Genomic DNA, 22,866 nt, shown 5'->3' on the forward strand with positions numbered 1-22,866 from the left:
ATTAACGAAGGATATTTTCTGTCACTTTGGAAATATCGACGGCTATTTTGTTGATGAAGCCAAGCTGTTCTTTCATGAGCTCATCGTCAATGGAAAGCGGTACAGGCGTCTCCGGTGATTTTGGCGGAGCAGGTTTTTGTATGGTCGGCGCTGGTTCTTCACCGCTTAATTTCTTGCTTGTTTCCTTTAATACGGCAATGCTTCTTTTAACAAGCTTTAACATTTCAGCATGCGGCTTTTGCCTGCCTGTGCGTATCAGTGCAGATGCTATGTTTGCAGTATAAGATGCGAGAATGTGGCTCAGCACAACAAACTTGTGAATGTCTTTTATATGTATCTGCTTGCTTTTAGGCTCCGAGGTCATCCGCTCGAACGTTGCCGACAAGTTGGCTGAGTGTACAAATACATCTTTGCGGGCCAGCTTATATTCGGTAAGCTCAACCATTTCACCGCTAAGACTGTCCCGAACCTTACGCAGGTAATTTGTATTGGCGTTAATCACCGCTTTAAGGTTTTCCTGCACCAACTGGAACTCCCATGTAGGGAAAATAAGGTAGCTGGCGAGAAAGGCGATGGTAGATCCTATTATGGTATCCACAATACGCTCCTGCGCAACATCTATCAAACCTACACCCAAAAACTTGAACAGGATAAGTACATATGGCGTCATGAAGATAACGCTCACTACATAATTGAGGCGCAGGAAGCTGTAAGTACCTACCATAAATACAATAAAGAAGACGAACTGGACCGTGGTATTAGGTATAAAGTTCAGGATGAGTATACCGATAACGCCGCCTGCTATGGTACCAATAAGCCTTTGATAGTTGCGCTGTTTGGACAGGCTGAACCCCGGTTTCAGGATTACAATAATGGTAAGCAGTACCCAGTAGCTATGCCCACCTAACGACACATTTTTTGCCGTGACAAAACCGACTAAACATACCAGCGCTACCCGCAACGCGTGTTTAAACGTTGCGGAATTGAGACTGATGTTGTCCCAAAATATGTGCGGTGCAAAATCCTGGTGGGTAACAAATTTAGAATACTCCACCTCTTTGTCGCTGTTGATCAGCAGTTCCGAAGCCTTTGAGTGGTAGTATTTATAAATGTTTGATATGCTCTTACTGACGTCTCGCAGGTTAATCAAGATCTTCTTCAGAACAAGGTTGCTGGTCTCCCGGTCATCAGCGCCTACAGCATCTATCTTAACTTTTAATTGCTCCAGCCGTTCGTTCAGGCTGCTCAATTTTCGCGGCCGGGTATTGATGAGTACAGCGTAGCCAATGTTGTCCAGATCGTCCGCTACTACATGCAAAAAGCTGGCTATCTCTTCCAGTACGCCTGTGTCTTTAAACTTCTCACGAATGTGCTGGTAATCATAGTGTGTAGCCATAATCTGCTCAAACATATCTACCAGATCGTTAAAGGTTAAAACCAATATCCTGCTGGCACCTGTCGATTCTTTAACCATCAGCCTGCTTTGAAAGAGCATCTCCCGTACGGCATCCTGGTGGTTACTTACCGATATTTGCTGAATCACAAGGCGCTTGTAGTTCTCATCAAAATCGGTGTCAGGCAAATAAAAGTCGGCTTTAATGCGCAGAAAACGGGCAACGTCCGCCACGTTCTCGCCAAGGGTTTGCTGTGCGGCGCGGTATGGCCTTATGCCAAAGAATACCAGGCTGAACACCATATACCAAACACCGCCGGCAAGTATTTCCAGGCAAAATACAGGGAGTTGGGGCGGGGGTATTGCCTTATCCATCATGAATATCATGATGAGTAAAGAGGATGTACCTACTGCCGCCGCCCTGTTGCCATATACAGTCAGCATACTGAACAAAAACGAGAGTAAGGTTATCTCCAGCCCCAGCGTGAACACATTTAGCCTGGCGTAACCGGTAATAAGCGCCACCAAAAACAACAGCAGGTTGCCGGCAGCCATAGCATTGCGTTTGTGCAATACGGGGCCCGGGCTGTCAATAGCGCAAATACAAAGTGCACCCAGCGAGAGGGTTAGCCCAAGATCAAACTTGCCAAATTGCATAGCAACTAACGACGGTATTAATATCCCTGCCGAGATACGTAATCCGTCCGAAAAATACTGGCTGTAAAAAAAGCTCGTTATCTCCCGTTTGTGGTTTTGCATGCAGTTTATCTATATGAATTTAGTACGCTGCAAATTTAAACAAATAAAAGGCGCAAGAGTTGTAATAAGCATTATTGCATTAAAACGGGTTATCTGTTATTAATTATTCATATATTAACATAATTTAGTTTTAGATACCTAAATTCACGCCATCATATACCGGGTAACTGGAGTATGTATTTTACAAAACTGTTTGTTATGCCATCAACCCAAAGGCTCAGCCAGCGCGAAGCTACCTTTAATCACGAAGTTGTAACCCGATTTGACCTGTACAACAGCCTCTTTCAAACGCTGCCGTTTTACCAGGTAAAGGAAATAGGTATTTTGCTGCCGTTCTTTAGCGCGCATTGCGAAAAGGGCGCTGCAACCCAGCTGTCGCCAAAGGAGATCATCGAGTCGTTTTTCGAGAAATATGTTCCTGGTATAGATCACCGCGAGCAGCTAAACCGTCTGTTCCGTTTTATACAATATATAGAGCGGCAAGTGGTATTATTTGATGCTATTGAAGATTCATCGTTTGGTACCCTCGGCCGGTCTGACGATACCGGCCCTTTGCAAAGCATGGTGCAACAGGCAACCTCCAACGAGCAGGCACGGCGCGACATCAGCAAACAGCTTAACGATTTTTCGCTCCGCCTGGTGCTTACCGCGCATCCTACCCAGTTTTACCCGGGTACGGTGCTGGGGATCATGACAGACCTGATAGAGGCGTTGAAAACAAATGATATCCCCAGCATAAACGTGCTGCTGCAGCAGCTGGGTAAAACGCCTTTCTTTAACAAAACTTCGCCAACACCGGTAGATGAGGCGGTTAGCCTGGTATGGTTCCTGGAGAATATATTTTACCATGCGCTCTCCGGCATACAAAGTAAACTGGAAGAAGAATTTGAGATAGATAACGCCCACCAGGTACTGGAGATGGGCTTTTGGCCGGGCGGCGATCGCGATGGTAATCCAAACGTTACTACGGAGACTACCAAATCTGTTTCGTCTCTGCTACGGCAGGTAATCTTCCGCTGCTACTACCGCGATTTTCGCAACCTGAAGCGCCGTATCACCTTCCGCGGCTTTGGCGATAACCTCGGCAAGCTGGAAACCATGTTGTATGATAACGCGTTCAATCCACAGGAAAACGCTAAGGACCTGCAGCCGGAAATGCTAGCCTTGCTGGTAAGCATCCGCGAAACCCTGGTGGCCGATCATGACAGCCTTTTTGTTGATGTAGTAGATAACCTTATTCAAAAAGTAAAACTCTTTGGATCTTACTTCGCTACGTTGGACATAAGGCAGGACAGCCGCATATTGCGGGATGTGTTTGAGTACGGCACACGCAAGATATATACCGGTGTGCCAAAAGGATACGCCGAAATGGATGAGGCTGCCAAGTTAAAGGTGCTGCCTTTTACCGAAGCCGACTTCGTTTGCCCGGATGATGCGGATGAAATGACCAAGGACACGCTGAACACCATTCGCCTGATGCAGCAGATACAAAAGAGCAATGGCGTAAAAGGCTGCCAGCGGTTCATTATCAGTAACTGTCAGCAGGCGACAGACATTCTGCAATTGATAGACCTCTTCTTGTGGAGCGGCTGGAAAAAAGATAAGTTAACTATTGATTTTATGCCGCTGTTTGAGACCGTGAACGATCTTAAACATGCCAGCGGGGTGATGGAGACCTTGTACAATCACCCTTTCTATAAAAAGCACCTTAAGAACCGCGGCAACAAGCAAACCATTATGCTTGGCTTTAGCGACAGTACTAAGGATGGCGGTTATTTAATGGCCAATTGGTCTATCTACAAAGCCAAGATAGAGCTCACAGCCATGGCGCGTAAGTACGGTATCAACCTGGCGTTCTTTGATGGCAGGGGAGGCCCACCTGCACGTGGCGGTGGCAAAACGCACCGTTTCTATGCATCTATGGGCAGCGAGATAGCCAATAATAATATACAGCTTACCATACAAGGGCAAACAGTAAGTTCGCAGTATGGCTCTATCGAAACTGCGCGTTTTAATACGGAGCAGCTTATCAACGCAGGTATTATATCAGCGTTGCACCCCAACCATAAAGACCTGTTGGACGACCGGCACAAGACCTTAATAGCTGATATGGCCGAAGAAAGCCATAAGCTGTTTATGGCTATGCGCCACCACCCGCTGTTTATGGAGTACCTGGAGAAGTTTAGTCCGTTAAAGCTGCTGTCGCAGACAAATATCAGCAGCAGGCCAATGAAACGTAACGCGTCTGCAAAGCTTAAATTGGAAGATTTACGTGCCATTAGTTTTGTAACATCATGGAGCCAGCTTAAGCAAAGCATTCCTGGCTTTTATGGCGTAGGGACGGCGCTTAAGAAAATGAAGGATGAAGGACATTGGAAAGAAGTTTGCGAGTTGTACCAAAACTCAGGTTTCTTTAAAACCATGCTGGATAATTGCATGATGTCCATGTCCAAATCCGACTTTAGGGTTACGGCTCATTTGGCTAACGACAAAAAGTTTGGCGCATTTTGGAAAGGACTGAAAGACGAGTTTGAACTGACAAAAGCATTGCTGCTGGAACTGACCGGTACCACTATGCTGATGGAAGAATCGCCGGTAGAACGCCGCTCGATAGCTTTGCGTGAGCGTATTGTTTTGCCGCTGGTAATTGTACAGCATTATGCTTTGCAATGCCTCAACAAAGAGCATGACGAAGAGCTTACGAGCATCTACAATAAGTTGATCATCCGCACGGTATACGGCATTGTAAACGCGGGAAGAAATTTGGCGTAGAACTTAACCGGGTAACAGGCTCGGCACAATAATAAGTGTCGAGCCTGTTATGTTATTCAACTCCCTTCACCTTCATTTTTAGGGTATAAATAGCTTTGGAGGCTGTAATAAAGAGCAAATCCCTGTTTTTACCACCAAAGCAAACATTTGCGCTCCATGGCTCAGGAATGTCAATATGGGCTATTTGTACCCCTTCAGGATTATAAACCGTGATTCCATTACCCGCCAGGTACAAATTGCCTCGCTCGTCCAGCGTCATACCGTCTGCACCTTTGTTGATAAATACTACTTTACCGCTGAGGCTGCCATCCTTGTTGATAGCATATTTATAGATCTTATTGTCGCCTATATCTGCCACGTAAAGCAGCTTACCATCGGGTGAACCGACGATGCCATTTGGTCGCTTATAATCAGCATCTATCATAACTGCTTCAGATTTGCCCTTTGGTAAGTAGTAGACTTTTTGTCCATCCTGATCTGGCTGCGTGCGTGTCCACCAGGGGCGCTGGTAATACGGATCGGTGAAGTAGATATTGCCATTTGGGTGCACCCAAAGATCATTCGGGCCATTAAGCAACTTGCCTTTGTAGTTAACCATCAGTACCTTCACCTTACCATTAGGTGCTACCTGCCACAGCTGATTGTGTTCATCTGCACAAACTATAAGATTTCCTTTTTTGTCGAAGTAAGTGCCATTTCCACGCCCGGCGCTGTCCATAAATATGGAAAGCTTACCATCTGTGTCATACTTCCATATTTTGTTATTTGGCTGATCGGTAAAAAAAACATTACCCTTTTTATCAACTGCAGGCCCTTCTGTAAACGCGAACTGGTTAGATATCATTACCGGCTTAGCAGTAGTATCGTACAGGTAGGTGCTCTGCGCATTGGCGTAACTGCTTATAAAAAGCGTGCAGCAAACTGCTATCAAAAACAAAGAGGACTGCTTCATAGGTTTCATATTAGATGTTGCTAAAATAGAGTTTTGAGATCTTTCGAGCGCATCTTGAAAAAATTAGTCGGTAAAGCTGATTTCTTTTTATGTTTAAGCCGGAAAGCGCAGTGACTGGAAAATATGTACAGCAAAGAACAGGCATCACAATTAAGGCAGGAGTTTTGGACAACCTTTGGGCAGTATATGAGGCCTGTGTTGTCTGCAGAGGGGCTACGCATCAACTGGATAAATTATAAAACGGGTGTGCGCAACATTGCGTTCAAAATGGATGCTGATAACAAGCTTGCAAGCGTAGCGATAGAGCTAAACCACGCCGACCCGGAGTTGCAGGAGCTATACTTTGAGGAACTGAAAAATTTCAGGACGTTGCTGCATAATACGCTGGAAGAGGAGTGGGACTGGGTGCTCCATACCTCGGATGACTCTGGCAGAACCGTTACGCGCATCTTTACAGAAATACAGTCGGTAAGTATTTACCAAAAGGAAGACTGGCCAAAACTCATCTCCTTCTTTAAACCCCGGATGATTGCCCTGGACGATTTTTGGAGCAATGCTAAACCAGCATTTGAAGCGTAGGAAATTGTTTGAGGGTGTCCCGCTTGACTTCGTTTTTAACTGTCCCGCCATTTGTATCAAATTTGTTTAATTTAGGTATATAGCTTTGTTATACAGTAATTTATACCATTATTGTTAAAGTTTTTGTACTGTCCCGGGGTGTCCCGCTCTGTTGATGTAACTAATTGTTATATAGTTAATTGCAGTTTGTAGGTGTCCCGGGTGTCCCGCTCTCAAAGCGGGACACTTTAAAACAATATAGCTGGTTAGGCATTGTAAAAAGTGGGGGCATTTTGTTTAAGTTTGTCGCCTCAATTGCATCGCCTTGAAAGAACATAAACGGATTATTCTGATATCGCTTGTCACCGGCGCGGTGCTGATGGTGCTTAAGTTTACAGCATACTTTCTCACCAATTCTAACTTTGTACTTACCGATGCTGCGGAAAGCATTGTAAATGTTGTAGCCAGCGCTTTTGCCTTTTACAGCATTTATCTGGCTGCACTCCCCCGCGACGAAAACCATCCATACGGGCATGGTAAAGTGGAGTTCTTTTCGGTGTTCCTGGAAGGCTCGCTCATCGGCATCGCCGGCCTAATTATTATCCTTAAATCGGCTTATAGCTTTTTCTATCCGGAGGTAATTCACGACTTATTAACCGGTGCCATTATTATCGGTGCTACTGGTATTATAAACGGCGCTCTGGGGTATTATATGATCCGAAGGGGTAAAGCTTTGCCATCAATTACCATAGAGGCCGATGGCCGGCATTTGCTTACCGATACGGTAACCAGCACCGGCCTGGTTATAGGTTTGCTGTTGATTTACTTTACAGGTATTTTATGGCTGGATAGTGCGTTATCCATTGCTGTTGGGCTATATATCCTTTTTACAGGTTACAAACTCATCCGCCGATCCGTAGCAGGCCTTATGGACGAAACGGATTTTGGTATTGTAAGCGATGTGGTAAAGGTACTCGGCGAACAGCGCCGGGACGAGTGGATAGATATTCATAACCTTCGTGCTCAAAAGTATGGCAACGAATTACACATCGACTGTCATCTAACGCTTCCAAATTATTTTGACCTAAACCGCGTGCATGAGGAAGTAAAACTTGTAGATAAGTTGGTGAATAAGGAAGCTGGTATCACAACGGAATTTTTTATACATACTGATCCATGCCTGCCGTACTGCTGTCATTACTGCAGTATGCCCAATTGCCCCATTCGGTCTGAGCCAAAGCGGGAGGAAATTGAATGGACAATGGACAAGGTAATGCGTAACAAGAAACACTATGAACAGTAAGCAATTTTTTAACGTGCGCGTTTATGGCTTGCTAATAAACGACAATAACGAAGTACTTATCAGCGACGAGCAGGAGTATGGTATGCAGTTTACTAAGTTTCCGGGCGGCGGGCTGGAGTACGGCGAGGGCCTTACGGATGGCTTAAAGCGCGAGTTTATGGAAGAGTGTGAGCTGGAAGTAGAAGTGCTGAGTCATTTCTATACCACCGATTTCTTTGTGAAATCAGCGTTCAATGATTCGCAGATCATTAGTGTTTACTATATGGTAAAGGCACTCACCGAGCCGAAATTCGCAATTAAAACAAAGGTGTTTGATTTCGAAGGTGAGGGAGATCTGCTGCAATCGTTCCGTTGGGTGAAAGTGACCGACTTGTTACCAGAGCACCTTACTTTTCCTACGGATCAGCACGTTGGTAAACTACTAAATGCACAATCATGACATTATCTGAACGCGATCTTCAGGTTATATGGCACCCTTATACACAGATGCAAACCGCTGCCGCACCAATAGGCATTGTAAGGGGCGAAGGTGCTTGTGTATACGCAGAAGATGGAACTAAGTATATAGATGCGGTATCCAGTTGGTGGGTAAACATCCACGGGCACGCGCATCCGTACATTGCACAAAAAGTCGCCGAACAGCTAATGAAGCTGGAACATGTAATCTTTGCGGGGTTTACTCACCAGGGTGCTGTAGAACTAGCCGAAAGGTTATTGGCGATACTTCCGTCAAATCAAAAGAAAGCATTTTATAGCGATAACGGTTCTACAGCTGTAGAAGTAGCCATAAAGATGTGCCTGCAATACTGGCATAACAAAGGAGAGCAACGCACGAAGATAGTCGCCTTCAAAAATGCCTACCATGGAGATACTTTCGGCGCCATGTCGGTAAGTGGAAGGAGCGCTTTTACAGCAGCGTTCGATAGTTTGCTGTTCGAAGTAGAATTCATTGATCTGCCGGATGCATCAAATATAGCAGAGCTTAAAGCACATATATCAAGCCTCAAATCACAAATTTCCTCCTTCATATTCGAGCCGCTGGTTCAGGGCTCTGCAGGTATGGTAATGTATGAGGCCGCTTATCTCGACCAACTTCTAGCGCATTGCAAAAGCGAGGGTGTACTGATTATTGCAGACGAGGTATTTACGGGCTTTGGCCGTACAGGTAAAAACTTTGCTTGTGACCACCTGCAAACGCAGCCTGATATTATGTGCTTCTCAAAGGGGCTTACCGGTGGCACAATGGCTTTCGGTTTAACTACCTGCACTCAAGGTATCTACAACGCTTTTTTATCTGAAGATAAACTGAAAACACTGTTTCACGGTCATTCATACACCGCAAATCCCGTTGCCTGCGCTGCTGCATTAGCCAGTTTAGACTTGTTTCTGCATCCATCGGTACAAGAGAATATTGACAGGATAGTGGCCGCACATCAAGCTTTTGCCGTTAGAATAAACGGGCACCGTTCAGTTCGTTCTACTCGTCAAACGGGAACGATAATCGCCATAGAATGGGAAACGGGCGACAATACATCGTACTTCAGCAGCCTGCGCGACAAGCTTTACCACTACTTTCTAGAGGCGGGTATAATTCTTCGTCCGTTAGGTAACATCGTTTATATTTTACCACCATATTGCATAACCAACGAGGAGCTAAACTATATTTACAGCAAAATTGAGCAGGCTCTCAACGAGATATAGATCATGGAACTAAGTACTATTCTACCTAAGATAATTGCAGACAACAATCTACATGCTAAGTGGCTAAATACATTATCGCTGATGGAGAACACCGGCGCACGTAAAATATCTGCCAGTGAGGATCCTGCAACGGTTACATACATTATCCTCAAACACGCCGCTGAGGAACATCGCCACGCGTTCTACCTAAAGAAACAGATAGAAAAAACAGGCGTGGATTGTCCAACTTATACAGGTGACTACCTGCTTGCTCCGGCATTTAGCAAGTACTATTTAAACCAGCTGGATATAGATGTTTCTAGGTATTTAAAATACGGGCTGGGCTTGAGTGGTAAAGAACTACGCTTTGCTGCTTATCTACTTGTAACTTATGCTATAGAAGTTCGTGCTGACGAACTGTATCCTATCTATCAGGACGCCCTTGATAATGCATTGAGTAGGGTGAATGTAAAATCTATAATTCTTGAAGAAGAAGGGCATTTGGAGGAGATGATCAACCAGCTTCAACATTTTTCACCTGATTGGGAGCTGCATGCAAAAAAAGCAGTAGACTTTGAAACGGCGTTGTTTAATGGTTGGGTTAACAACTTAGCGTCTTCATTAAACTAAAGCAATCGATAAAAAAGAAGCCCGGGTACCATTGGTTATCCGGGCTTTTATATTTAAGTGTTACCTGGTAATCTAATTAGTTACCGCCGCCACCTAATGATTTCAGATCGTCCATGCTGATCTTTTCAAAATCAGCAGGTACGCTGAATGTTCCGGCAGGTACTTTTTGCTCAACAATGCTCTTGATAGTTACTTCAGAAGCCTGGCCATTTTGGAATGTGGTGTACTGAATAGGGAAGCCGCCTGCACCAGCATATAGTTTAGTAGCTGATGTCTCAGGGATTGACACGTCTTTAGTAACCCAAATGTCGTAAGTTTTGCCTGCTTTTGCATCAGTAGCAACAACTTTTGTACAGTTAAAGCCGTTGATGACCTTTGTTTCTGTGCCTGGTTTAAAAGTAAGTACCGGGAATTTAGAACGCTGTTCTTCAATCTCGGCAGGTGTAGCAATAGCTGCTTTTTTAATTGATGCTACCGGCACGTCAACTAAAATAGCCATGTAGGTGCCTTTGCTGTCAGAAAGTACTTTGATATCAGCAGGGCCTGCGTTGAAAGCCACAGAAGATGAATCGGTACGGAAGTAGCTTTTAGCTTCTATTGCCTGTCCCATTGCATTCATGTTCATGGTAATAACACCTTCTTTGTAAGCCTTTTGAGCGTTAGCGTTAAGTGCTGTTGCAATAAAGGCTGCGCCCATGGCAACGGTAAAAAGTTTAATCTTCATAGTTTTAATTTGATGATACAATGTAGTGCGTGTTTAACTCTTATGCAAATTTTTTGAATAATTACTTGTTAGAGTTTATAGTGATGGATTTGTTACGCTTGAGAGATTGATAATTTACCTGGTTTGCAGTAAGCACTGAAATATAGCGATCTGAATTACTAGCATCCACAATTACTTGTTTGTTTATTAGCGACCTTAGATCAACTGAAGCATTCTCTCTTATATAAATATAATTTAATCTCAATGTCGACGGGATAGACCATGCAGGGGGCTTATGGTTTAAGATCATCAATCTTTTATTTCTAAACTGTACCAATCCACCTCGTTTTAGCAGGTAGTCGTTTTGCAAGTTCTTAACGAAACCGCATATGACATAATTGGTGATGCGGTTACTATCCAAACCCGGCTGTATCGCATATTTAAATACCTTATCTGTATCGCTTACATCAGTTAGCACAACTCCCTTGTTACCGTTCTTAAACACAATTCCACTATGCTTTTTGAGGTTCAGGAAAGTTATCGACTGGGTAGTGTCCGAGTTGATTTTTTTAATGCTGATACTTATAGAAAACAAAAGAATAGCGAATAGAGCTGTTACCAGCGACCACTTTCGGCTCCTGTTGTACAGCCAGTAAAAGAAAGTTACAATTATTAGGTAGAGTAAAAGATGTTCGATATTGGTGAGCCAAATCTTGTTGATGCTAGCGTAAGGAAGATGTTCTATAAAGCCAAGCAGTTTGTTCATAATCAAAATGGACTTCTCGAGAATAAAGCCCAACAAGTTTGAGACGACAGGAATCTGCGGCAGCATCAGCAATAAAAGTCCGGAATACATGATAACCGTTACAGGTATCACAATTATAAGGTTACTGATGAGAAAGTATACGGGCAGTTGATGAAAATAGAAGGCGCTTAAAGGGAAAGTAATTGCTTGTGCTGCGATAGATACCGACGTTGCTTTCCATAGGTAATCTGCTACACGGCTTTTAAATGATGTTAATTGATTGATAATCGGTTCAAAAATTATCAGTCCAGCAACTGCCAGGTAAGATAGTTGGAAGCCTACATCTGTAATCAGAAAAGGATCGTAAAGCAACAAGGCAAATGCAGAACAAGCCAGAACGTTAAGCGGATTTACATATCTGCCCGCGGTTTTGCCTGCAATTAAAAATGTAATCATTAAAGCCGCGCGGCATACCGCAGGCGATAATCCGGTAAGCAGTGCATAAACCCAGATTAAAGTTATAATTACGACAACTCTTATGATCTTGCCTTTTTTATAACCGTTCAAAAAAGATAACGCCCACGCTAATACAACATACAAAATTGCCACGTGTCCTCCTGACACTGATAATATATGTATGGTGCCGGTTCTGGAATACGCCTGCATTACATCATTGCTTAGGTCGGCCTTGTAGCCCAATATCAGTGTGGATGCTACAGCAATAGCCGTGGTGTCATGCATGTTACTGTACAGCTTTCTAACTAATTGCTGCCGTGAGTTTAAAGCTGCAGCTATGAGACCGTTACCAAAGCCGCTCCCGGTTGCTTTGTACTGCTTAGGAAAAAGGTAAGCCTGATGGTACACATTTTTGTGCGCGAGGTATTGTTTATAGTTAAACTCACCAGGGTTAAACGGCGGATCAATTATGGTGTATTTAGCCGGCACAAGCAGCTGTTCGCCATAAAAAAGATTCCTGGCGAGTTCATCCTTGATGGCGATGAGCAGGGTGCCGCTGCTGTTTTGAACTTTATTGTTACCAATAGTTGACGATACCTCTGCTGTAAACCTGGTCCACTCGCCCTTTACAACAGGCTCGCTATTAATATGAACCATCAGGAACTGCGCCTGCTGCTTGCTAAAATGATCTGCTCTGCGCAACTCGTTATGGTGGATGCTGATGAGCCAACCGGCGAGGAATAGTATAGGGTAAATCAGCATCCCGCCAATCCATTTGCTCTTGTAAACGGAAAATTTGCTGTAGCCGAGGTTAAGAAAAACAAAGAAGGAAAATAAAACAGCGGCTGTAATCGCCAAAGCAAGCATATCTACTCCCGGCCAATATAAGCCTGTTGCTATGCCGCCTATAAAAGGCAGTAATAATATAACAACAGGGATTTCGCCTTTGTGCTCAGCTATCATAGTGGTCTACCTGTTGCACAGGCAGGCAATAAGGTTTTATTTCAAAGCACCAAAGTAGCGTTAACGGCAATAGTTTACAACTCGTCGCGTACTTCCAGCAGGAATTTTTTCAGGTTTTCGAGTGAGTCGATCACACGCTGGTTCTCTCGTGTGCCGGTTATATTTGTTTTTAAGTGATCCTTTGCACCTTGCAGGGTAAAGCCTTTGTCGCGAAGAAGGTGGAAGATAATCTTGAAGTTTTCTATATCTTCTGCCGTAAAATAACGGTTGCCCTTTTTATTCTTCTTGGGCTGCAGTACGTCAAATTCCTTTTCGTAAAAACGTATAAGCGATTGATTTACATCAAACATAGTTGATACCTCGCCCATGGTATAATATACTTTGCTGATCTCGCGTTCTTTGTAAGGCATATGCAAAAGTAAACGTTTAGCAGCAAAGTAAATAGTTTCGGGGGTACAAAACATCAACTATGTTAGCCGGCTAACTTCTTGTACAACCCTATCTATCCTTTCGTTAACAGTTGTGTCTCCGTTGATTTCTATCTTCATGCCGCTTGCTACCGTTAACCAGTTCCGGTGCGCTTTTACGTTGCGTCCGTTAAAATCCGGATTGTCGTATTCTGTAGCCCATTCTACAAATTCCCGAAAAAGTTTTGCCCTGAAAGGATCGTTGTAAATCGCATTGCCATAACGTTCTTCTTCCCTTGCGATTAAGCGTTTCATTCGTATTTCAGCAGGAATGTACAAAAAAATCACTAGGTCAAACATCGTACGGAATACATCTCCCCACTTGATTACACTCCCGCCAAGTATCCAGCTTTGATGTTGTGCCATGTCATATAGCAACATCCGGTTACGGATTTCCGGATCGCGTTTAATAGTATAAGGTACTTCGGTCGTTTCCCAAAAGTATTCGTCGGTATCGAAATACGGAATATCAAGCCGCTCTGAAAGCGCTCTCCCCAAGGTGGTAGAACCTGCGCAGGACGCACCCATAATTTGAATCTTCATAGCGTAAAGCAAAATTACAAACTTACCAAATACCATTCGCAGAAACGCTGAATGGTTTTGTATTCTGATAATTCTGGTTCGGCACAATTTTTTACCTTTGCACCCTATGACAGCTACCGAAATACGTAAAGCTTTTCTTGATTTTTTTACATCAAAGGGGCACCTGGTTCTACCAAGCGCGCCTATTGTGGTTAAGAATGACCCTACGCTGATGTTCACCAACGCCGGTATGAACCAGTTTAAGGATATATTTTTGGGTGAGGCAGCACCTAAATCTTCCCGTGTTGCTGACACCCAACGCTGCCTTCGCGTGAGCGGAAAGCACAACGATTTGGAAGAGGTAGGGATTGATACCTACCACCACACCATGTTTGAGATGCTGGGCAACTGGAGCTTTGGCGACTATTTCAAAAAGGAAGCAATTGCCTGGAGCTGGGAATTGCTGACTGAAGTTTACAAACTGCCCAAAGACCGCCTCTACGTTACTTATTTTGAAGGGGACACTAAAGAAGGTTTAGAGACCGACACCGAGACGTACGAACTGTGGAAGCAATATGTTGATGAAGCACATATACTGCCCGGCAACAAAAAGGATAATTTTTGGGAAATGGGGGAAACCGGACCCTGCGGCCCTTGCTCTGAAATACACTACGATGGTCGACCGGACAACGAGCGTGCACAGGTAAATGGTGCAACCTTGGTAAATGCCGATCACGACCAGGTGATAGAGATTTGGAATAACGTGTTCATGCAGTTTAACCGTTTGAAGGATGGTTCGCTGCAGCCGCTGCCCAACAAACATGTTGATACCGGGATGGGATTTGAGCGTTTGGTACGGGTAATGCAGGGTAAAACCTCAAACTACGATACCGACGTTTTCCAGCCAATGATACAGTTCATCGCGGAGAAAAGCGGAAAGACTTACAACAGCGCCGCCAAGCAAGGAGATGCTGATTGGAACGATGCTGTAGCCATGCGCGTACTGGCTGACCATATCCGTGCGATTAGCTTCGCAATAGCGGATGGTCAATTACCAGCAAGCAACAAGGCCGGCTATGTCATCCGTAGGATATTGCGCCGTGCAGTGCGTTACAGCTATCAAACGCTTGGTTTTAAAGATCCGTTCTTTAATCAGTTAGTGCCGCTGCTGGCCGAGCAGTTCAAGGGCGTTTTTGATGAACTGTATGCCCAAAAAGATTTTGTGCAGAAGGTTATTTTGGAAGAGGAGGTTGCATTTTTAAGAACGCTTGGAAAAGGGTTAGCAAGGTTACACGCTTATATGTCCGAACACGCAACACCGGGGTTAGAAGTTGGAAAAACGAAGGAGCAAGGCATTTCTATGCTTCCTAGAATCCCAGGTGAGTTAGCCTTTGAACTTTCAGACACATATGGCTTCCCTATTGACTTGACAGAACTTATTGCAAGGGAAACCTTGTTTATTGTTGACATTGAAGGATACGACTCACTTTTAAAAGAACAAAAGACCCGTTCCCGTGCAGCCACTGCCATTGATACCAGCGATTGGATTATGGTTAAAGATGAAGACGAAGTAGTTGAGTTCACCGGGTATGACGAGACTGAAACTATTGCCCACATTATTAAATACCGTAAGGTAAGCGCTAAAGGCAAAGAACAATACCAGATTGTGCTGGATAGAACGCCTTTCTATGCAGAAAGCGGTGGCCAGGTGGGCGATAAAGGCGAACTGGTATTTCCGAACGGCGATATCATCTATGTAACGGACACCAAAAAAGAGAACGGCCTTATCGTTCACTTTACAGATAAACTGCCGTCTACTCCGGAGGACGCGTTGACGGCCATTGTTGATCCGCAGAAACGCCACAGTACCGAGGGTAATCATACCGCTACGCACTTGCTGCATGCTGCCATGAAGCAGGTACTGGGTAACCACGTTAATCAAAAAGGCTCACTGGTAAACAGTGATTACCTGCGGTTCGATTTTTCGCACTTTGCTAAAGTCACTGACGAAGAATTGGCGCAAATAGAAACTATCGTAAACCAAAAAGTACGAGAGAACATTCCGCTGAAAGAGGAGCGTATGGTGGCTTACCAGGAAGCAATCACCAGTGGTGTAACTGCACTATTTGGCGAAAAATATGGCGAGTATGTACGCGTTATTACTTTTGATGACAACTTTAGCAAGGAGCTTTGCGGTGGCACCCACGTGAAGGCCACCGGGCAAATAGGTTACTTTAAAATTGTTGCAGAAAGCGCTGTTGCTGCCGGAGTTCGCCGTATTGAAGCCATTACCGGTGTTGCTGCTGAAAACTACATCAACGAGCAAACCAAATTGGTACAAGGGGTGAAGGAACTGCTGAAAAATCCTAAAGACATAAACAAAAGTATAGAGGCGTTACTGGAGGAGAACAACCGACTTAAAAAGGAGATAGAAAAAGCTGTACTGGAGAAATCATCAGGGTTAAAGGATGAACTGGCGAAACAAGCACAGAAGATCAACGGCATCAACTTTATTGCGCAAAAGGTAGAACTGCCGAATGCTGACGCGGTGAAGAATCTTGCTTACCAGCTGAAGGATATCGTATCTAACCTGTTCCTGGTGTTGGGCACCGAGAACGACGGCAAACCCGGGCTTACCGTAATGATTGCCGAAAACCTCGTAAAAGAAAAAGGGCTAAACGCGGGCACTATCGTACGCGAACTGGCGAAAGAAATACAGGGCGGCGGCGGCGGGCAGCCTTTTTACGCTACCGCGGGTGGTAAGGACGCGGCAGGTTTAGAGCGTGCGCTGGAAAAAGCAAAAAGCTTCGTAGCTTGATCAAAGTGTCCCGCTTAGAAAGCGGGACACCCGGGACACTGATTTTGTTTAAGCCTTTAATAGTCAAGCGCTTATGGTATTTCAGCGGGACACCCCGGGACAGTACAAAAACTATAACTAAACCTGTTTATACATTTGTAAATCAGCTTGTTGAATTATAATATAATATTTTAAATTTTAGAGGTGGGACGCTTTAAATAAAGCAGTTGGGACAGCGTTTTTGGCGACCTATCTGCAGATAAATGAAAAATGCCCGGTAATCAGCCGGGCATTTTTGCGTATTAGCATTATTGTCTTTAGTGTTTGCCGTGGCCTTTACCGTTGCCGCCACCATGGCCATTTCCTTTTCCGTTACCCCAGCCATTATGGTTGCCGTTATCGTGCTTAACTTTTACAACGCGGGTATTGTTGTTATAGTAATTGTTGCGTACAATAACCTGCTTTTTGTTGCCTTTGTATTTAGCATATTTTACCCTGTCAGTGGTGAAATACCTGTATGCCTGCGGACGGTTCACAGCAACCTTGTAACCGTTGTTTATATTAAATGAACCATAACGCGGAGGAGGCGTATTGCGCCATACCCAATTGCCGCCATCAAGGTAAACATACTGGTGTTTAGGTACATAGTAGTAGCTTTCAATGTCCGGTACGTAGTAATAATCTACGCCCGAGTATTCCGCAGGCGGGTTCCACGTGCCTACATTTAGGTTTACGCTAATTTGCGCATTGGCTTTTGTAAAGAGTGCAAGGGCTAAAATTGATAAGAAACTTGCTCGTAAAATTGTCTTTTTCATCCTAGTGTGAATTTATAGCATCATGAACACGCTGTGCATTGTTTTGTTTGTTGATGCTTACAACCACCGCATAATAGACTACCTGAATACTGGATATTTTCTAAATAATAGCTTCAAGAAATAACTAATACTATTATATTTGGCAGGTTAGATCAATGCCGGTCCATCTGGCAATTTGTAAAATATGACAGTTGTAACAAGCGCCGTGAGCGAAAAATACGAGCTGGTTGTAGGGTTAGAGATACACGCACAATTATCTACGTTAAGTAAATCCTTCTCATCAGATCCGGCTGCTTTTGGCGGTTCTCCCAATAGCCACGTTAGTGTTATATCACTTGGGCACCCCGGCACCCTGCCGCGCATCAATAAGCGCATGGTAGAGTTTGCTGTTAAGATGGGATTAGCCTGCAACTGTACAATTAATCAGCATAATACATTTGCCCGTAAAAACTACTTTTATGCCGATCTGCCAAAAGGTTTCCAAACTACGCAGGATCAGCAGCCTATATGTTTAGGTGGCTTTGTGACCGTAAAGCTGCACGATGGCACAACAAAAAACATTGCTATCCACCACATCCACATGGAGGACGACGCCGGTAAAAGCGCGCACGACCAGCATGATGAGTATTCGCTTATAGACCTGAACAGGGCAGGGGTGCCGCTTATTGAGATCGTCTCTCAACCCGACTTGCGCAGTGCCGAAGAGGCAGGCCAGTTCCTGACCGAGGTGCGTCGGCTGCTGCGTTACCTGGAGATATGTGATGGCAATATGGAAGAAGGCAGCATGCGTTGCGACGCAAACATCTCGGTGCGCTTGAAAGGCGCATTAGTATACGGCAATCGTTGTGAAGTGAAAAACCTTAACTCGATACGTAATGTGCAGCGCGCTATTGAGCATGAGTTTTCCCGTCAGGTAGCCATTATTGAATCCGGCGGATACATAGATCAAAACACCCTCAATTTTAATGCAGATACGGGTGAAACATCGGTACTCCGTTCTAAAGAAATGGCTAACGACTATCGCTACTTTCCCGAGCCTGACCTGCTGCCTGTGGTAATTACCGACGAAACTCTTGCCGGAATCCGTAAGAGTATGCCTGCTTTGCCTGCGGAACTGTTCAAAAAGTATACAGCTGAGTTTGGCCTGTCAGAATACGATGCAGGTGTAATAACAGCCGAAAAGACTTTCGCTTTGTATTTTGAGGAGGTGATAAAATTTACCGGCAACTACAAATCTGCAGCTAACTGGATGATGGGCGCTGTGAGGTCCTACCTTAACGATCATAATCTAACCACTACTGATCTTACGTTAACACCGGAAGCACTTGCCGGGTTGATAAACCTGGTAGATACCGGCAAGGTCAACAACTCTGTAGCCGCGCACAAGATATTCCCGGAAATGCTGAAAAGCAACAATAAAACCGCCGAACAACTTGCTAAAGAACTCAACCTGATCATAAGTGAAGATTCGTCTCAACTAGACGACTTTATAAATGCCGCCCTTGCTAAATTCCCTGATAAGGTAATAGAATACCAAAAGGGCAAGAAAGGCGTTTTAGGCTTGTTTATGGGCGAGATCATGAAGATATCCAAAGGAAAGATCGACCCGAAAAAAACAAACCAGCTTTTAATAAAGCAATTAGAATCTAAATAGTAACATGAAGCTTCGTAAACTTATATTATCCGTATCATTCGCGGCTATTTTTGCCGTATCCTGTAGCGATAAAAACAGCTTTACTATATCAGGAACCATAAACAATCCCGGTAAGGATAAAAAGGTCATGCTGATGGGTACCGATACTACCGGAGTTATCGCGTTGGATTCGGCCATGGTTGATGATCAGGGTAAATTCTCATTTAAGCACAGTACACCTTATGCCAACCTTTTCAAGCTCCGTTACAACGGAACTATATTTGACATTGTGGCCGCTAATGGAGATGATATAAAGATAACTACTGATGCTGCAGATGTTACGCATAGCTATGAGATCACCGGGTCTGATCCTTCTGAAAAAATAAAGGAGTTTAATAAGATTGCCAATGTTTACGGTGAGAAAAACAGTAAACTATCTGACGAGTACACCGCCAAGAGCGAAGCACTGGGCCGTGAGTCGGATTCTCTACTGGCTATTTACATGCCGATGTTTCAAAAGAACATAGCAGATTACAGCCAGGAAGTTTTAAAGTTTGTTGAAGCGAACAAACACTCTCTTGCAGGTTTTTATGCAGCCACATCCCTGGATCAGCAAAAGTACGAACAGCAGCTGGTAAGTTATGCAGACGAGATAAAAGGCGATTTTAAAGATAACCCTGGTGTGCAGATGTTCCGTAGGCAAATGGAAGGTATCAAGCCTATATCTATAGGGCATAAGGCACCGGAGTTCAGCACTGCAGGAATTGACGGTAAGCAAGTTAAATTGTCAGACTATAAAGGAAAGTACGTAATGATTGATTTTTGGGCTTCGTGGTGCCTGCCATGCCGCCAGGAAAATCCTAACGTGTTAAAACAGTACAAAAAGTTTCATGATAAAGGCTTTAACATTCTGGGCATCTCTCTTGATGAGAGCAAACCAGCCTGGCAAGGTGCTATAAATGCCGATAAGCTTAATTGGGCGCACGCATCTGATCTTAAGCGGTTTGAAGGATCAACCGAGCGCTTGTACCGTATAGAGGCTATTCCTTCTAACTTTATAATTGACCCCCAGGGGACTATAGTAGCCAAGAATGTTTTTGGAGCAGATTTAGAGAGTTTCTTAAATAAAACATTTAAGTAAACTAAACTGAACGTTAAGCATTTAGGATAGTTAACAATTTGTTAATATTGTGTTAACCATTAGCTTGAATTAAGGTTATACATTTATGCCAAATATTTAACCTTACATGAGCACTACCGGAAAACAGAAGATCCTGATCGTAGATGACGAGCCCGATATTTTAGAGCTGATAGAATACAACCTTAAAAAAGAAGGTTACCAGGTTTACAGCGCCCGCAATGGGCAGGAGGCAGTAGCTGAAGCAAAAAAAACATTGCCCGACCTGATTGTACTTGATATAATGATGCCTAAAATGGATGGTATAGAGGCATGCCGCATTATGCGTACTATGCCCGAGTTTAAAAACACCTTTATGGTGTTCCTGACAGCACGCAGCGAAGAGTACAGCGAAATTGCTGGCTTTAACGTAGGTGCCGATGACTACATAGCTAAACCTATCAAGCCCCGAGCTTTGGTTAGCCGTATCAACGCCATATTACGCCGCAATGCCCCGCCTGAAGAAGTTACTGACAATAAGCTCGAAATAGGCGACCTCGTTATTGACCGTGAGGCGTACCTGGTTTATAAAAATGGCGTAAAGGTTGTCTTGGCCAAAAAGGAGTTTGAATTATTATACCTGCTGGCATCTAAACCCGGAAAAGTATACACCCGCGAAGTTATTCTCAAGAATATTTGGGAAGATTCGGTAGTGGTAACCAACCGTACTATTGATGTGCACATACGTAAACTGCGCGAGAAGCTAGGTGACGATTGCGTTGCTACGGTAAAAGGCGTAGGTTACAAGTTTGAGAAATAACAAAAAGGCCAGGAAACATTCCGGGCCTTTTTGCTTATGATAGAATTGTGTTGAAAGTTATGCCTTAACAGGGCCTTTTGTAGAACGGGTTTGCTTTGCAGCAACTTTAGGCGCAGCCGCTTTTTTTGTCGATGTTGTTTTATCTGCCTTTGCAGCTTTAGGTGTGGGCGCCGCTTTAGTATCAGCTGATTTTTTATCTTGCGCAACAGCTGGTTTCGCCTTTGCGGTGGTGGCTTTTCCGTCAGCTTTAGCTTTTGTACCTGCTGTTGTTGCCTTGGCCGTTTTTGTTGCCTTTGCTTTAACGTCAGCAGTTTCCTTTTTGGCAGTTGTTGCTTTTGCGTCGGCTTTCTTTGCCAGAGTAGTTTTTACAGTCGAAGCTTTACGGATAGTAGCAGGCTTTTTAGCAGATACCGTTTCCTTAACCTCTTCTATCTTGTCTCCGGCTTTTTCCGTGAGGTCTTCAGCAGTTTCTTTTGTGCCATCCCAAAACTCCTCTATTGTTTCCTTTATCTTCTCAAAAAAGCCTTTTTCTTCGGGCTGTGTACTGTTCTTGCTCATGATGTTTGTTTTTAGGTGATGTTAGTTGCTGTGATTCAAATATTTAACATCTTTTATTTACAATTGTTTCGTCACCGGGTGTCAGCCATGTACATTGCCGTCGTTTAAACAATAAAGCTTATTTTTGCAGGCTAGTTTAAAATAATGAAGATACCCAAATTTGCCGACCTGATTTTGTTTGAAGATGATGACATCATTGTGGTTAATAAACCACCGTTCATCAGTTCGCTTGATGAGCGTGAGGGCGGTGAGATAAATATGCTGCGATTAGCTAAACAATATAGTGAAGACGCACAAATATGCCACCGTTTGGATAAAGAGACCTCAGGCGCGCTAATAATAGCCAAGAACCCTGAAGCTTATCGCCACGTAAGCATGCAATTTGAGAAACGAAAAGTGAAGAAGGTTTACCATGCAGTGATAGATGGCACCCACGTGTTTGATAACCTGTTTATAGATCTGCCTATCCTAAACGTTGGCAAAGGTAACGTTACCATAAGCCGGCAGGAGGGTAAAAGGGCTGAGACATGGTTTCAGTCGTTGAAGTACTTTAAGCATTATACATTGGTAGAGTGCCGCCCTGTTACCGGGCGTATGCACCAGATACGTATTCACCTGGCGTCGCAGCGTGCTGCCATAGCCGGGGATGAGATGTATAAAGGTTTACCCGTTTACCTTTCTAAGTTAAAACGCAAATACCAGTTAGGAAAAGACCAGGAAGAATTGCCCATTATGAAACGCTTTGCGCTTCACGCTTATGAGGTTACCTTCAAGTTACTGAACGGAGAGGATATTACTATTCATGCGCCTTACCCTAAAGATTTCGAGACGCTACTAAAGTTGCTTGATAAGTTTGATTCTTAACTTACAGCATTTGTCAATAAAGCCTTTAGCTTATTTGATGCAAACAAAAAAGCCCCTGTGTTTACACAGGGGCTGAATATTTTATAGCTATACTTACTTAGCAGGCGGTGGAGTAGTATCCTTAGCTACAGTAGTAAATGATGCAGGCGGAGGAGTAGTATCCTTTTTCAAGCGTAAAGCAGACGGAGGAGGAGTAGTGTCCTTTTTAGTTTTTTCTAACTGACCGCTAACTGACCTTTTTGATACAGCTTGGTCCTTTTGGCAAGAGTATACGCCTATAGCGATAACTGCTGCTATTATAAAAGGTAATATTTTTTTCATGAGTGCTGGGTCTAATGTAATAAAATTTTTATAAAGGT

At 44.0% G+C, this 22,866-nt stretch carries 20 protein-coding genes; 11 read left to right on the forward strand and 9 right to left on the reverse strand.

All coding sequences use genetic code 11. The annotated features are described in order from the left end of the window. Position 1: 1 nt before the first annotated feature. A complete protein-coding gene (locus AC59GT_RS06990) occupies positions 2-2,152 on the reverse strand; it encodes an FUSC family protein (RefSeq protein WP_497236958.1) in 2,151 nt (716 codons plus the stop codon). Positions 2,153-2,350: 198 nt separating this feature from the next. Between AC59GT_RS06990 and AC59GT_RS06995 the strand changes: the two genes are divergently transcribed. Further along, on the forward strand, positions 2,351-4,924 hold the full coding sequence (locus AC59GT_RS06995; protein ID WP_497236959.1) for a phosphoenolpyruvate carboxylase: 2,574 nt from the start codon (positions 2,351-2,353) through the stop codon (positions 4,922-4,924). Between the two features lie 52 nt (positions 4,925-4,976). Here the strand turns inward: AC59GT_RS06995 and AC59GT_RS07000 are convergent, their stop codons facing one another. Continuing rightward, the gene (locus AC59GT_RS07000) at positions 4,977-5,876 is read right to left on the reverse strand and encodes an SMP-30/gluconolactonase/LRE family protein (protein WP_497236960.1); all 900 of its coding nucleotides are present in this window, start codon (positions 5,874-5,876) and stop codon (positions 4,977-4,979) included. Between the two features lie 123 nt (positions 5,877-5,999). Here AC59GT_RS07000 and AC59GT_RS07005 point away from each other — a divergent pair, with 123 nt between their 5' ends. The 5 genes from AC59GT_RS07005 to AC59GT_RS07025 all read left to right on the forward strand — a co-directional run bounded on the left by AC59GT_RS07005 (position 6,000) and on the right by AC59GT_RS07025 (position 10,047). Then, the gene (locus tag AC59GT_RS07005) at positions 6,000-6,455 is read left to right on the forward strand and encodes a DUF4268 domain-containing protein (protein ID WP_497236961.1); all 456 of its coding nucleotides are present in this window, start codon (positions 6,000-6,002) and stop codon (positions 6,453-6,455) included. A 304-nt stretch (positions 6,456-6,759) separates the two neighbouring features. After that, on the forward strand, positions 6,760-7,737 hold the full coding sequence (locus tag AC59GT_RS07010) for a cation diffusion facilitator family transporter (protein ID WP_497236962.1): 978 nt from the start codon (positions 6,760-6,762) through the stop codon (positions 7,735-7,737). Further along, positions 7,727-8,176, forward strand: coding sequence for an NUDIX domain-containing protein (locus AC59GT_RS07015; RefSeq protein WP_497236963.1), 450 nt, complete (start codon positions 7,727-7,729; stop codon positions 8,174-8,176). The genes AC59GT_RS07010 and AC59GT_RS07015 overlap by 11 nt, the downstream gene beginning before the upstream one ends. Continuing rightward, positions 8,173-9,438 (forward strand): adenosylmethionine--8-amino-7-oxononanoate transaminase, encoded by a 1,266-nt coding sequence (gene bioA / locus AC59GT_RS07020; RefSeq protein ID WP_497236964.1) that lies wholly within the window; start codon positions 8,173-8,175, stop codon positions 9,436-9,438. The genes AC59GT_RS07015 and bioA overlap by 4 nt, the downstream gene beginning before the upstream one ends. Positions 9,439-9,441: 3 nt before the next feature. Further along, positions 9,442-10,047, forward strand: coding sequence for a hypothetical protein (locus AC59GT_RS07025; RefSeq protein ID WP_497236965.1), 606 nt, complete (start codon positions 9,442-9,444; stop codon positions 10,045-10,047). Between the two features lie 76 nt (positions 10,048-10,123). On the opposite strand, the gene AC59GT_RS07030 is transcribed toward AC59GT_RS07025, so the two are convergent. The 4 genes from AC59GT_RS07030 to AC59GT_RS07045 form a co-directional block, all read right to left on the reverse strand. Further along, on the reverse strand, positions 10,124-10,771 hold the full coding sequence (locus tag AC59GT_RS07030; RefSeq protein ID WP_497236966.1) for a DUF4412 domain-containing protein: 648 nt from the start codon (positions 10,769-10,771) through the stop codon (positions 10,124-10,126). Between the two features lie 61 nt (positions 10,772-10,832). Then, the gene (locus tag AC59GT_RS07035; protein WP_497236967.1) at positions 10,833-12,914 is read right to left on the reverse strand and encodes a ComEC/Rec2 family competence protein; all 2,082 of its coding nucleotides are present in this window, start codon (positions 12,912-12,914) and stop codon (positions 10,833-10,835) included. 74 nt (positions 12,915-12,988) lie between these two features. Beyond that, the gene (locus AC59GT_RS07040) at positions 12,989-13,324 is read right to left on the reverse strand and encodes a MerR family transcriptional regulator (RefSeq protein WP_117381871.1); all 336 of its coding nucleotides are present in this window, start codon (positions 13,322-13,324) and stop codon (positions 12,989-12,991) included. A gap of 57 nt (positions 13,325-13,381) precedes the next feature. Further along, positions 13,382-13,924, reverse strand: a complete 543-nt coding sequence (locus AC59GT_RS07045; RefSeq protein ID WP_497236968.1) for a shikimate kinase — start codon at positions 13,922-13,924, stop codon at positions 13,382-13,384. Between the two features lie 106 nt (positions 13,925-14,030). On the opposite strand from AC59GT_RS07045, the gene alaS reads away from it, so the two are divergent. Further along, complete coding sequence (alaS, locus tag AC59GT_RS07050; protein ID WP_497236969.1) at positions 14,031-16,721, forward strand: alanine--tRNA ligase; 2,691 nt, start codon at positions 14,031-14,033, stop codon at positions 16,719-16,721. A 296-nt stretch (positions 16,722-17,017) separates the two neighbouring features. On the opposite strand, the gene AC59GT_RS07055 is transcribed toward alaS, so the two are convergent. Beyond that, positions 17,018-17,515, reverse strand: a complete 498-nt coding sequence (locus tag AC59GT_RS07055; RefSeq protein ID WP_497236970.1) for a hypothetical protein — start codon at positions 17,513-17,515, stop codon at positions 17,018-17,020. A gap of 184 nt (positions 17,516-17,699) precedes the next feature. Here AC59GT_RS07055 and gatB point away from each other — a divergent pair, with 184 nt between their 5' ends. The 3 genes from gatB (at position 17,700) to AC59GT_RS07070 (ending at position 21,085) form a co-directional block, all read left to right on the forward strand. Further along, on the forward strand, positions 17,700-19,169 hold the full coding sequence (gene gatB, locus AC59GT_RS07060; protein WP_497236971.1) for an Asp-tRNA(Asn)/Glu-tRNA(Gln) amidotransferase subunit GatB: 1,470 nt from the start codon (positions 17,700-17,702) through the stop codon (positions 19,167-19,169). 4 nt (positions 19,170-19,173) lie between these two features. Beyond that, positions 19,174-20,289 (forward strand): redoxin domain-containing protein, encoded by a 1,116-nt coding sequence (locus tag AC59GT_RS07065; RefSeq protein WP_497236972.1) that lies wholly within the window; start codon positions 19,174-19,176, stop codon positions 20,287-20,289. A 106-nt stretch (positions 20,290-20,395) separates the two neighbouring features. Next, positions 20,396-21,085, forward strand: coding sequence for a response regulator transcription factor (locus AC59GT_RS07070; protein WP_117381865.1), 690 nt, complete (start codon positions 20,396-20,398; stop codon positions 21,083-21,085). 57 nt (positions 21,086-21,142) lie between these two features. Here the strand turns inward: AC59GT_RS07070 and AC59GT_RS07075 are convergent, their stop codons facing one another. Continuing rightward, entirely contained in the window at positions 21,143-21,643 is a 501-nt protein-coding gene (locus tag AC59GT_RS07075; protein ID WP_497236973.1) for a hypothetical protein, read from the reverse strand. Positions 21,644-21,787: 144 nt separating this feature from the next. Here AC59GT_RS07075 and AC59GT_RS07080 point away from each other — a divergent pair, with 144 nt between their 5' ends. Continuing rightward, positions 21,788-22,507, forward strand: coding sequence for an RluA family pseudouridine synthase (locus tag AC59GT_RS07080; RefSeq protein WP_497236974.1), 720 nt, complete (start codon positions 21,788-21,790; stop codon positions 22,505-22,507). Between the two features lie 93 nt (positions 22,508-22,600). Here the strand turns inward: AC59GT_RS07080 and AC59GT_RS07085 are convergent, their stop codons facing one another. After that, entirely contained in the window at positions 22,601-22,828 is a 228-nt protein-coding gene (locus AC59GT_RS07085; RefSeq protein WP_497236975.1) for a hypothetical protein, read from the reverse strand. Positions 22,829-22,866: the final 38 nt, after the last annotated feature.

This window comes from Mucilaginibacter sp. 320_HR (assembly GCF_059691875.1).